At 57.1% G+C, this 11845-nt stretch carries 9 protein-coding genes; 4 read left to right on the forward strand and 5 right to left on the reverse strand.

Features of this window, described 5'->3' with window-relative positions; translation table 11 throughout:
* Positions 1 to 21: 21 nt before the first annotated feature.
* The 3 genes from BLR44_RS10650 to moeB form a co-directional block, all read right to left on the reverse strand.
* Positions 22 to 516, reverse strand: coding sequence for a hypothetical protein (locus BLR44_RS10650; protein ID WP_089681682.1), 495 nt, complete (start codon positions 514 to 516; stop codon positions 22 to 24).
* A gap of 350 nt (positions 517 to 866) precedes the next feature.
* Entirely contained in the window at positions 867 to 2528 is a 1662-nt protein-coding gene (locus BLR44_RS10655; protein ID WP_089681683.1) for an AAA family ATPase, read from the reverse strand.
* Positions 2529 to 2593: 65 nt separating this feature from the next.
* On the reverse strand, positions 2594 to 3733 hold the full coding sequence (moeB, locus tag BLR44_RS10660; protein ID WP_089681684.1) for a molybdopterin-synthase adenylyltransferase MoeB: 1140 nt from the start codon (positions 3731 to 3733) through the stop codon (positions 2594 to 2596).
* 169 nt (positions 3734 to 3902) lie between these two features.
* On the opposite strand from moeB, the gene BLR44_RS10665 reads away from it, so the two are divergent.
* The 4 genes from BLR44_RS10665 (at position 3903) to BLR44_RS10680 (ending at position 6288) form a co-directional block, all read left to right on the forward strand.
* Positions 3903 to 4358 (forward strand): ferritin-like domain-containing protein, encoded by a 456-nt coding sequence (locus tag BLR44_RS10665; RefSeq protein WP_089681685.1) that lies wholly within the window; start codon positions 3903 to 3905, stop codon positions 4356 to 4358.
* Positions 4359 to 4453: 95 nt separating this feature from the next.
* A complete protein-coding gene (locus BLR44_RS10670) occupies positions 4454 to 4897 on the forward strand; it encodes a hypothetical protein (RefSeq protein WP_089681686.1) in 444 nt (147 codons plus the stop codon).
* Positions 4898 to 5035: 138 nt separating this feature from the next.
* Entirely contained in the window at positions 5036 to 5881 is an 846-nt protein-coding gene (locus BLR44_RS10675) for an N-acetylglucosamine kinase (RefSeq protein ID WP_089681687.1), read from the forward strand.
* A 47-nt stretch (positions 5882 to 5928) separates the two neighbouring features.
* Positions 5929 to 6288 carry a hypothetical protein gene (locus BLR44_RS10680; protein WP_143017229.1) on the forward strand — a complete coding sequence of 120 codons (360 nt, stop codon included), beginning with the start codon at positions 5929 to 5931 and terminating at the stop codon, positions 6286 to 6288.
* Positions 6289 to 6476: 188 nt separating this feature from the next.
* On the opposite strand, the gene BLR44_RS10685 is transcribed toward BLR44_RS10680, so the two are convergent.
* Positions 6477 to 9884: a VCBS repeat-containing protein gene (locus BLR44_RS10685; protein WP_410493072.1), complete on the reverse strand. Its 3408-nt coding sequence runs from the start codon at positions 9882 to 9884 to the stop codon at positions 6477 to 6479.
* A 97-nt stretch (positions 9885 to 9981) separates the two neighbouring features.
* Positions 9982 to 11841: a RagB/SusD family nutrient uptake outer membrane protein gene (locus tag BLR44_RS10690; protein WP_089681689.1), complete on the reverse strand. Its 1860-nt coding sequence runs from the start codon at positions 11839 to 11841 to the stop codon at positions 9982 to 9984.
* Between the last annotated feature and the right edge of the window lie 4 nt (positions 11842 to 11845).

The following is an 11845-nucleotide window of genomic DNA, read 5'->3' on the forward strand; positions in this document are numbered from 1 at the left end:
GAAGGTACGAAATCGTGCGGCCTAATTGCCGAGCAGCCACCCGAAAAAGCCACCCGCTTTTGGCGCGGCCTGGGGGGTAACGGTCTCCGGCTCCGGAAGTTCCTGCACGGGTTGCTGGGGCATGGCGGGATATTGGTCACGCTTGGAGCCTTCCAAAAGGTAGGTCTGTTTTTCGATGATGCGCAGGTGGCTCTCTTCCCGAAACTCGGCGGCTTCGCGGCGCTCACGTTCGATGTCTCGTTCGCGGCGAAGCATCTCATTTTCTTTCTTCAGCATCAGGTACTCCATGTAATCCACGGAATGCTCCGGCTGTTCAACCTTGTTCACCTGAACGGTTTTGGGCGTGTCTACCGCTTTCAGGTCGGGATAGTGCCTTAACAGTTCGGACGTGTCGAAAAGCTTGTTCCCCCGTTCGTCCACATCAAACGAAATGCGCTTCTTATCAATGTCTTTGTAAAAGGTTGTACGGGAAATTCCGGCAGCCTTTGCTGCCTGCGTTACGTTCAGTTTGGCCATTGTTCAACCTTGTTCATAGGGTGTTCAATCGTAGGGTTTATGTGTGGAACTCTGATGGACAGAGGCCGGTGTGCGCTCAAAATCACGGGTATGGTGGAAAGGCTATTTCTTCCCGTTAAAGAGAAGTTTCTGCCTTTTTGGAAAGCCGTTGGAGGCTAAACTACTGATAAATAACAAAATCTGCCTCGAAAATACGATTTCCGCGCTGAACACGCACAAGCGCAACGCGTCTGTACAAGCGACAAGGGGGTGTTCAAGTCTGTTCAGGAAGGTGTGATGCTTGGCGTATATCTTGTGTAAAATCTGCCATTTTGGCGTCTATTAGCGTATTTTGTAATGATGTTGGTGTGTCAACGGCGGTAGATGCTGATCACGGCTTCCTGAAATGCTTCGCGCGACATGGCATCGGGCGATTTCAGGCGAAAGGGAGGCTGTTCGTCCCACGCGTACGGAGCAGTAAAGCGAGATTCAGCGAAAAAGTCGTCGGTGCTTTCAGAAGAGGCATCGCCTTCCGAAAAGTGGCGTCCCAGGACCAGCTCCAGTTGGTTGGGCGTTGCGAAAAAATACTCCTGCAACAGTGGCAACAGGCGGTCGCGGAAAAGCTGGCGTAAGGCTTCCCACGGATCGGGCGCAAACGCCAGTTCCATAAAATAAGCATGGCCCAGACAATGGTTCCGGTCCAGTAGGCGCTCGATGCGCCGGTTTAGGGTGAAAAGCAATGCTTTCAGGTCGACTTGGGGCGTTGTCAACGTGGTTTTCTTCGGGCCATACCGCGCTAAGGGTTCGGCGACTTGCGGCGGGGTGGTCTTGTTCTGGAGAAAGTCCTGCAAAGGAGCTAGTGCAAGGCCCTGCCGTGCCCGTTCAGCCAGAAGCCGTTCGGCAGCAAGTAGAGCGGGCTGCGGCGGCATTTCGACAAAGTGGAACCGCCGTCGCAGCGCCGTATCCAAGGCTTCGATGCTGCGGTCGGCTGTATTCATGGTACCGATCAGGTAGAGGTTGGGCGGCACGGTAAAGCGGTCTTTGGAATAGGGCAGCTCGACGCTCAGGGCTTCGGCGTTGCCACCGCGTTTGTCCGGCTCGATCAGGGTAATCAGTTCACCAAAAATACCCGCTACGTTGCCCCGGTTGATCTCGTCGATGATCAGCACGTAGCGGTCGGCCCACCGCCGGTCGAGTTCGGTCAGGGAAGCGTAGTCAAAATCGGCAATGGTGCGGCGCTTGGTGTCGTAGTCCGGATCACTCAGCAATTCTTCTTCGTAAAGCGCTTCTTTCTCCAACACGTACGAATCGAACGGTTGCTCGAACTCTTTCAGTGCACGAAACACCGCCCAGTAGACCGACGTGTTGCAACCGCCGATGGTCTCCAAAATATCGGTCGTGATGTTCTGAATTTCGTCTGGGTGCGCAAAACGCTCGTAAAGGCGGCGCAAGCGCCCTTTGGACACCACGTAGGTCCGGTTGCCTCGGGTGTGGCGCACCGACAGGTTGTTGTTGCCGGTGATGCCGGTCAGCATCACTTCCGAACCCGAACGCGTCGTGAAAATCGGTGGGGTCACGTGACTTTGCATCCGCTGTTTCAGGTCCACCATAAAGTCGAAGTAGAGCGCGTTGAAGTCGCGGTTGGTGCGTCGCTCGCGCGTCGTAATGGTCCGGGCGGGGCGGTGCTGCGCCACGTACAGCGCGTAAGTGGCCTCGGTGCAGAGCTGTTTGAAAATGCCGTCTTCGACTTCGTACGTAAGACCGCCCTGTTCGCTGCGACGGGGCCGCAGGCCTTCTACAAAATCTTCGTACCCAAACGATTGGTGGAACGTGACGAACGCGATCTGACCGGTTTCTTTGTAGCGCTCGAACTGCCGCCGCAGCCGTTCCCGCGCCTCAGGCGGGTACTGTTCCCGAAAACTTTGTTCCGAGAGCCCTTCTACCACGGCTACCGCACGGTCGATGGTGTGGTAGGTTTTGCCGGTGCCGGGCGGCCCGAAAAAAATCTGGTTGAGCGGATGAGAAGAGGCCATAGGGGAAAATTGAACAGAGGCCTCCCTTTGCGAAAAAGAAGGCCTCTGCGGAAAATGAGGTCGTATTAGTAACGGGGCACCGAGGGGTCGATCTCGGCCGACCAGGCCAGCGTGCCGCCTTTCAGATTATACAGGTTGTCGAACCCGTGTTCGCGTTCCAGTTTTTCGATGATCTTGCCGCTGCGGCCTCCACTGCGGCAGTGGACCACCACTTTTTTGTCGCGGGCAATTTTATCAACGTGCTGGTCGATTTGCCCCATGGGCATAGGCTCTCCGCCGATGTCGGCGATTTCGCGCTCGTAAGGTTCCCGGACGTCGATCAGTTGAAAATCTTCGCCCGATTCCTTCATCTTCTGGAGTTCCTGGACAGTCACTTCTTTCATAGGAGAGGGAGGTTGGGTGGATGCACAAAATGTTTGATAGTCCTGCAACTTAGTAATTTCCGGACGGTTTTTGCGTGCCTTGTAGCGAATGGTGCGTACCTGGCCGGTCAGGGCATCGAACGTCCAAAGCTGTCCGGCCAGCGGTTCGCCCAGCCCACACAGGACCTTGATGGCCTCGTTGGCCTGCATGCTGCCGATCACGCCCGGCAATACGCCCAGCACACCGCCCTCGGCACAGTTGGGCGCCAGTTCGGGCGGTGGCGGTTCGGGAAACAGATCGCGGTAATCGGGCGAAACTTGCCCGTCGTGTAGCGTCAGGTTGAACACCGACATCTGTCCTTCGAAACGATAAATCGATCCGAAAATCCAGGGTTTGCCTGCCAGCCGACACGCGTCGTTCAATAGGTAGCGCGTCTCAAAGTTGTCCGTCCCGTCTACCACCAGATCATAGTCCTGCAGCACGTCCAGCGCATTTTCGGGCGACAGTTGTAATGCGTGCACACGGCAGTTGACGTGCGGGTTTAACGCCTTTAGACGCTGCGCAGCGCGCAAAGCTTTGGGTTGTCCCACTTCCTGTTCACTGTACAAAACCTGCCGCTGGAGGTTACTTACATCGATGCGATCGAAGTCGACCAGCCCCAGTGTCCCGACACCCGCCGCTGCGAGGTACAGCGCCACCGGACTACCCAAGCCACCCATCCCCACGATCAGCACCCGGGCGTCGTGCAGGCGTTGCTGGCCCTCCACGCCGAAGCCGGGCAGCCGGAGTTGCCGACCGTAACGAATCAGTTCTTCGGACGAGAGGGTAAGTGAGTCTTCCATGAGGCAAAAGTAACGTAGACGAAAAGAAATAAATTTTGAAATAAGGCCGAAAAAAGGGTCAGCAAGCCATAAAATGGGCGTCGTGATGCGAAAATCTATACAACACTACAACCTAACGGCGGGGCTCCCGTATACACCAACAAGATTGCGAATTAAAATATTCTAAGATATGGCTAATCATAATGAAGCTGCCATTCGCACGTTGAATGGCCTTATAAAGATAAATGAAGACGGAAAAGCGGGGTACAAAAATGCCGCTGAACACATTGACGATCAGGAACTGAAAACGATCTTGCTTCGTCTGTCACAGCAGCGTTCCCTGTTTGAAGAAGAGTTGAAAGACGACATCCGGCAGTTGGGTGGCGAATATGACATCAAAGCCTCCGGTACATTGCTGGGCGATGCCCACCGGGCCTGGTTCGACATCAAGTCGAAATTTGTCAAAAACGACACAGATGCCATTTTGGATGAGTGCAAACGCGGTGACCGCTCCGCTTTGGAAGCGTACAGCAAAGCCCTCGACAACAAATTGCCGGACGTAGTCCGCGAGCGCCTAGCCAATCAGGTAAAACTGGTGGAAGGCACGTTGCGCCAACTGGACGAATTTAAGCACAGCGTCCACTAGGACGTACTAACGCTTTAACAATATAGTAGCAGTAAACAGGCTCTATCCGTATGGGTGGAGCTTGTTTCGTGTTAGAGGGTGTATCTTGCAGTTGTATGCTGGTCAAACCCAAATCTAAATCGCTTGTTGCCATCGTCATGTTTCTGGTGCTGGGCTACGCTGTGCTGGGCACCATGCTGGTCAGTTTTACCCGCGCCCCCCGCGGATGGCTGATGGTGGCGATTCCGCTGACAATCATCCTGATGGTGGGCATTACGCTCAAGATGCTCTGGGATTACAAGGTCATCCGGCTTACTGAAGGCAAGTTCTACTTCCGTCAGCCCCTGTTGTTTCGCCAACGTACGTTCGACCTGCGCCAACTGGACGACTTGCAAGAAACTTCGATCAAAACCTGGAACGGTACCTTTCGCCAACTGGAAATCCACTTTGGGCCCGACCGCATTACCATCAACCAACAGGAGCACGAAGGGTACGACGCCCTCCATCGTGCGTTGAAGAAGCACCACACGCCTTCGCGCAAACGCGCCAAACGCCGTTGAACGGGAAGGGGAATGCTGCGCACCCTGTAGCTCATCGGCATGTCCCTGATGCGAAAGCCTGAAGGTGGAACGGGCGGATAATTTTTTGTGCTTTCGTGCGGATGGGGTAAGCTTGCTGAAGCGTTTAGCCCTCTGCTTATGATTCTGATTGCCGATAGCGGTGCGACCAAAACCGACTGGCGACTTCTGCACCAAGATGGTACGGTCGAACAGGCCAAAACCATCGGATTTAATCCTTATTTCATTTCGGCCGACGAAATGGTGCGCCACATGCGCGAGCACCTGATGCCGCACCTGTCGGGGCCACCACAAACGGTGTTTTACTACGGTTCCGGCTGTGCCGCTCCGGAGAAAAATGCGCAGGTAAAAGGAGCGATCGCGACCCTGATGCCCGACGCCGAAATTCACGTGCAAAACGACGTGGTGGCGGCCGCACGGGCGCTTTGCGGACACGAACCGGGCATTGCTTGCATTCTGGGGACGGGGGCCAATTCGTGCTACTACGACGGAAAGGACGTTGGGGCCCAACTACCGAACCTGGGCTTTTGGCTGGGCGACGAAGGCAGCGGTGGCTATCTGGGCAAACGCCTGCTCACCGACTTCATGCAGCTCGAACTGCCCGCCGATCTTCACGAAAAGTTTCTCAAACGTTTTCCCGGTACCAACCGCGATGCGCTGTTGCAGCGGCTCTATTCCGAGCCCATGCCGAGTAGCCACGCCGCGTCGTTCGCCAAGTTCCTGTTCGATAACCTCAGCCATCCGTACGTGTACCAACTGGTCTACGATGCGTTCGGCCTCTTTTTTCAGAAGTACGTGGAGAAATACGACCGGGCCAAAGAGGTGCCGGTCCACTTTGTTGGTTCCATTGCGTTCTACTACGCCAATGTGCTACGGCAGGTCGCCAACGACCGGGGCCTGACCCTCCGCAACATCCTCGAAACTCCCATCGCCGGGCTAACCCTCTATCACCAGGGCGAGATCTGATTCGCGAAGTGGCCAACGGGGATTTTCTTTCTTTACTGAACGCCTGCTTGGATACGGCAGAAAAGCTTCTGCGGAAGCAGGGAGAGTTTTATCCCATCGGGTTTACTGTTGAGCCAAACGGAGAGATAGGTTCAATTAGCTACTATGAAGGGGATGATTTTCCGAAAAGCGAAACGCTGCTTCGGCACTTGCGGGAAATCACAGAAGCGAAATGCCAGCAAGGTAAGAGCCGGGCTTATGCCCTCGCCTACGACGTTCTTGTCAGAAGGGAGGCGGCTACGGAAAAAATCGATGCCATCGCCATCGAATGCAGGAGTAAAGAGCGGCGAATAACGTATTACTATCCTTATCGAATTGCGGCAGATTCGCTCGAATTTCAAGAACCATGGGGTATCGAAGAGGAATGAGTATTTCATCAAAAACGGCATGAGCAATCATCTGTAGGAGATATACCCCGCGCTTATTTCCTGGTAGACCAGCCTTTTCGATCTTGCAGAGCTTTTTTGTGTTCAAATGCACTACGACTTGTGTCTTGTCGTACGATTTAGCCTCTCTTTTTAACAGGGCATCGCCTCATGAGGCAAGCTTGTAGGTATCAAAATACGCTTTCCTGAGTCCGTCTGTACGCCACCACTTGCTGTTGATTCATGCCGAACAACACTAGATCGTCCCAAACCGTGATGCTGCGCACGTCGCCGGTGAGGTGGAAGCCGGAACGCTGCTGCGGCACATAGGTGAAGTGGCCTTTGCCATCGCTTTCCAGGAGGATTCCGTGGTTGGCGCCCGCATTGCCGAGGCGGAGGCGGGCGTGGTGTACGTTGCCGCCCAGCCACAGATCCAGGTGCCCGTCGCCGTTGTAGTCAAAGGTGGCGATGGTGTGGACCGGAGCGTACTGCGCTTCTTCCGGTAATGACCCTAACTCAAAAATACCGTTGGCGTTCTGGGAGAAGTACGCCGTTTCCAGGACGTTGGCCTCGGCGTGTTGCGCGCCGGCAAGTTCTTCTTCGGTAAAGATATCCTGGAGGGTGGCGTCGGCGTAGCTTTTGTAATTCGGAAAGCGGGACCGCAGCCGGACTACCTGATCGAGCATTTCGTCGCGACTGACGTACGGATAGCTTTTTCCCTGGATGTAAAAGGTCAGGATCGGATCGACAGAGCCGTTGTCGTCGAAGTCCTTATAGTAGAGTTCGGCCGGTTCGGCGTCGCTCGCACGCACCTGCGTGTTTAGTCCCTGGTTGCCCACCACCAGTTCTGCTTTTCCGTCGCCGTTCAGGTCCTGGACACATAGTGTGTTCCACCAACCTTGGTACGCTTGGGCAAAGTAGCGGGAGGTCTGGTCCGAGAAGGTACCATCTTTTTGTTCCCACACCGAAATGGGCAGCCATTCGCCCACGACGATGAGTTCCGGTTGTTGGTCGCCGTTGAGGTCGTGCCAGGCGGCGTCGGTCACCAGTCCCAGGTTTTGTAGGGCAGGGGCCAGCGTGGCCGTCTGATCCGTGAAGTGGCCCTGTCCATCGTTGATCAGCAAATAACTTTCCGGTGCTTCCGGGTACCGGCCGGGAATGCAGCGCCCCCCCACGAACAAATCCAGGTGTCCATCCCTGTTAACATCGGTCGCACAGACGGTACCGGTGCTGGTCAGCATCTTCGGCAGTCCGGCGCTTTTTGTGAAGTTACCTTTTCCGTCGTTCAGGTAAAGGCGGTCTTGCAACAGCGGATCGTCGGGTTGGTAACGGTCGTAGCCACCGCTGCTGACGTACAGGTCGATCGCCCCGTCATTGTTGGCATCGAAAAAGAGCGCGTCGGCATCGTCGCTGCCCTGATCGGTCGCAAAAGCCGCCACGGCTTTAGGGGTAAAACGACTGTCGGCTTGTTGCAGGTACAGCGCGCCGGATTGCCCATTCCCCCCGCCGATGAACAAATCGTCCCGACCGTCGCCGTTGACGTCGCCTTTCGCCATGCAGGGCCCCACGTACGAGAGCGGGTTGATGAGGAGCGACTGCCGTTTGAAATCGTTGACGGCGGCATCCGCGTGCGTAAACGCTACCGGCGACTTCACTTCCCGGTACAGCGGTCGGGGAGCGAGCGCGGGGCGGTAGTTGCCGGAAGCATCGTTTTCGTCTACCGTCAGGATCTGATCGGCCGCGACCTTCCGGAGGAGTTGCTGTTTCCCCGTCGGCCAGACGATGCGCAGGGAGTCCAGGGTGGTGGCGTCGCCCAACCCGAAGTGTAGGATCGGCGAGACGCTGGACTGAAAACCACGCGTCGGCATTTGTTCCAAATATTGCGTGTTCGCCCCTGTGTAGGCCATCACCTTCGCGCCGATGCCCTGTGTGTTGCGTCCGGCCCCTTTCAGTTGTACCTTCAGAAAGTGACGCGGCTGTTGCCGGTCGGTGTCGTTGCGGTAAATGAACGCGGGCAGGTTGATGTTGTTGATCACGAGGTCCAGGTCGCCGTCGCCGTCGAGGTCGGCATAGGCCGCGCCGTTGCTGTTGGAAGGCTGGTTAAGTCCCCATGGGGCGCCCACCGACGTGAATTTCAGCCCGCCCTCGTTACGGAACAGGTAGTTGGTGACGTTGGAAGCAGGCATCTGCTGAACCAGCTCCACGACATCCTCGCGCAGGATGCGCCCGCCTTTTTTCTGCACAAAGCTATCCATAAACTTCACGAAGTCCATGTTCGTGTAGTCGTGCAGGTAGCCGTTGGTGACGTACAGGTCTTTCCAGCCGTCGTTGTCGAAATCGGCGAATAGGGGCGCCCAACTCCAGTCGGTGTTGGATAGGCCGGCGATCTGCCCAATCTCCGTGAAGGTCGGGCGGCCGCTGGTGCCGTTGCCTTCGTTGAGTTGCAGCATGTTCCGCATGTACTGGTAATGAAAGCCCACGCGCACGTTCAACTCAAACTTTTCATAATTGTCGGGCGCAAACAAGAGCTTCTGACGGCGGTTGTCTTCCGGCAGCATGTCGAGCGTGTAGATGTCGGGGCGGGCGTCGTTATTAACGTCCACCACTTCGTTGCCCATCGAAAACTGCGAGGTGTAGTCCACGCTTTCCTGCAGGCGATCGGTAAAGGTGCCGTCGCCGTTGTTCAGGTAGAGGTAGTCGGGCACGGCGTAGTCGTTCGAAAGGTACAGGTCCGGCCAGCCGTCCTGATTCAGGTCGGCCACCGCTGCCCCCAGGCCGTACGACAGCGACGAGCTGCGCAGCCCCGCGCGTTCGGTAACGTCTTGGAAGCGTGCTACGCCCGTTTGGGTGTCGGGACCTTCGTTGCGAAACAGGCGGGAACCGCTTTGTGTGTCGACCTGGCGGAGCAGTTCGGCTGTGGAGCGCTCGTTCAGGATGGGCAGCGGGTGCGGGTGGTGATTCAGAAGAAACAGGTCCAGGTCGCCGTCGCGGTCGTAGTCGAAAAAGAGCGCCTGCGTGCTGGTAGCCGGGCTGTCCAGGCCGTAGGCCGCGGCCTGTTCGGTGAAATGCGGTACGCCACTGCTGTCCGGTCCTTGGTTGATGTAGAGTTCGTTGCGTCGCCGTTCGGGCCGCAAATTGCCCGAGTAACAGACGTAAATGTCCAGCCAGCCGTCGCCGTTCACGTCGGCCAGCGTGGTACCCGTTTTCCAGGGGCCGTTGCGCGTGGCGACCCCGGCCGCCGCGGTCACGTCCTCGAACTTGAAATTCCCCTGATTCAGGTACAGCCGGTTTTCCGTCATGTTGGCCGAAAAATAAAGATCGTCGCGCCCGTCGCCGTTCAGGTCACCGACGGCCACACCCCCGCCGTTGTAGAAGTACTCGTACATCATCACGTTGGTGTTGGGGCCTTCTGTAAGCGGGTTGTTGAACTGCACGCCCGTCTCCGACGCTGGGAGCAGCGTAAACCGGGGCGGCGGGGCCGACTCGGCAGGCGCAGGGCGATCCGACGTATGAGATTCTTGAGGCGTTTCCGACTGGCAGGCGGCAAAGAGGCTGACGAGCGCCAGCGCACGAAAGGAACTAGAATAAAGCTTCAACAATGTAGGGAGTTGTTTAGCAGCGTACCAAAACTAAAAAATCTATGCCGGAAGCTTACGCTCCCGACATAGATTCTGTCCAAAATCAACGGTCTGTAAGTTAATAGCCCGGGTTCTGCACCAATTCGGTGTTCCGGTTCATTTCGTCCCGGTGGATGGGCAAGTAGTACATTTTATCGTCCCACTGGCGGTTCTCGATCCCCGGATCGATGTCTTGTGGCGTGTACTCGTAGTTGTACTGCGCGGGGTCATAGCGGTACAACGTCACTTCGGCACTCGGTTTCAGCGTACCGATGATCTCGATGCGTTCGGCCTGCTGCCCCAGCGTTTCCGGTGCAATCATCCAGCGGCGGGCGTCGTGGTAACGCTGTTCTTCATAGGCCATCTCGATGCGCCGTTCGTTGCGGTAGCGGTCGCGCAGCGCCTGCCCCGAGGCAGTTACGGCGGGCATCCCGGCGCGGAACCGGATTTTGTTGAGCCAGGCCAGCGCCTCAGCCTCATCGCCCAGTTCCAGGCTGGCTTCGATGTAGTTGAACACCATTTCCGTGTAGCGCAAAAAGGGCCACGGAATTTGCTGCCACGTGTTCTGGTCGACGATCGACGGGTTGGGATCAATAAATTTCCGCATGTAGTAGCCCGTCCGGGTGCCGTTCCAGTCTTCCACCGAACTCTGGCGCGTGTCCAGCCCGAAATGGGGGACTTTTTCGCCTTCGGCATTGATCACCTCGTATTGCCCGGTCTGAATCTCGTTGAACGGATCTTTGCCGGCGACATCGGCAGTACGGGGCTTCCAGGGCGCGCCGTCGTACAGCACGGTGGCGTAGAACCGCGGATCGCGGTCACTGTACGGATCGCTGGCCTGCGCCGGGTTGTTCCAGTCGAACGAAGTGCCGTCCATCATCTCGTAATCGTCCACCAGGTTCTGGATCGGCGTGTTGCCCGCCCAGTTGTGGTAGCCGTTCGGGCCGTTGAACAGCCCTATCCGGCCGCCGTTTTCCTGCTTGGCGTTGATGAAGTAGCGCCCAAACAACAGCTCCCGGTCGCCGCCGTTGCGCGACATGGCCATGTTCACGTAGTTCGCGGTGCCTTCTTCGGCCGTGGCGGGTGCGCTCAGGTCGAGCATGTACCCGAACTCAGTCATGTCCACTACGGCCTTGGCGGCATCGCGGGCCTGCTGCCAGCGCGCCGTGCGGTCACCGCTCAGGTAGCCCAGGTATTCGGGCTTGCTGTACGACGCAATGGCCGCTGAGTTTGCACTGGCGGTCGGGATGTCGTGCAGGTCGCTGGCGGCGTACAACAGAATGCGCGCCTTGAGGGCCATCGCGGCGGTAGCGTTGGCACGACCGCTGGCGATGTCGCCCTTGACGGGTAACAGTTGCGCCGCCATGTCGCAATCGCTGATGATGAAGTCGACACACTCTTCGAATGTGTTGCGCGGGGCCATGTAGTCGGGCTCGTTCAGTTCGTAGGGACGGTCGATCAGCGGCACTCCGCCAAAATAGCGCACGAGCTGGTGGTAATAATACGCACGCATGAAGTACGCCTCGCCTCTCAGGCGCTGCGCCATGTCCGGATTGTCGAACCCGGGTGACTCCAGGTTGGTCAGCGCCAGGTTGGCCGCCCGGATGCGCGCGTACATGTTGGGCCAGTCGAGGGTGTTGTTGATCCAGCCCCGGTCGGCCGGGTTCGACCGCGCCTCCGTAATGGTGTTGATGCCCCGGCCGGGGTGCGTGAAAATGGCTTCGTCGGTCAACGAGGCTAGCATTTGTTCGTCGAAGCCGCCGTTGCCCAACCCGGTGTACAGGTCGGTCACAAACGCTTCGGCCAGACCGGCATCGGTCCAAACCAGGTCGGCGGATACTTCCGTCAGGGGCTGGGTGTTCACGAAGTCGTCGTTGCATCCAGTCGTCACAAAAACGGCCATGACGATCCCCAGCGGGATAAACTTGGTATTTTTCATGGGA

It is taken from the genome of Catalinimonas alkaloidigena (genome assembly GCF_900100765.1).
GTDB lineage: Bacteria > Bacteroidota > Bacteroidia > Cytophagales > Flexibacteraceae > Mooreia > Mooreia alkaloidigena.

What these genes read in the sequence shown, in the direction of transcription:
- BLR44_RS10665 (WP_089681685.1), top strand. Translation starts at nt 3,903, where the DNA reads ATGGCTAATCATAATGAAGCTGCCATTCGCACGTTGAATGGCCTTATA.
- BLR44_RS10650 (WP_089681682.1), bottom strand. Translation starts at nt 516, where the DNA reads ATGGCCAAACTGAACGTAACGCAGGCAGCAAAGGCTGCCGGAATTTCC.
- moeB (WP_089681684.1), bottom strand. Translation starts at nt 3,733, where the DNA reads ATGGAAGACTCACTTACCCTCTCGTCCGAAGAACTGATTCGTTACGGT.
- BLR44_RS10655 (WP_089681683.1), bottom strand. Translation starts at nt 2,528, where the DNA reads ATGGCCTCTTCTCATCCGCTCAACCAGATTTTTTTCGGGCCGCCCGGC.
- BLR44_RS10675 (WP_089681687.1), top strand. Translation starts at nt 5,036, where the DNA reads ATGATTCTGATTGCCGATAGCGGTGCGACCAAAACCGACTGGCGACTT.
- BLR44_RS10670 (WP_089681686.1), top strand. Translation starts at nt 4,454, where the DNA reads ATGCTGGTCAAACCCAAATCTAAATCGCTTGTTGCCATCGTCATGTTT.
- BLR44_RS10690 (WP_089681689.1), bottom strand. Translation starts at nt 11,841, where the DNA reads ATGAAAAATACCAAGTTTATCCCGCTGGGGATCGTCATGGCCGTTTTT.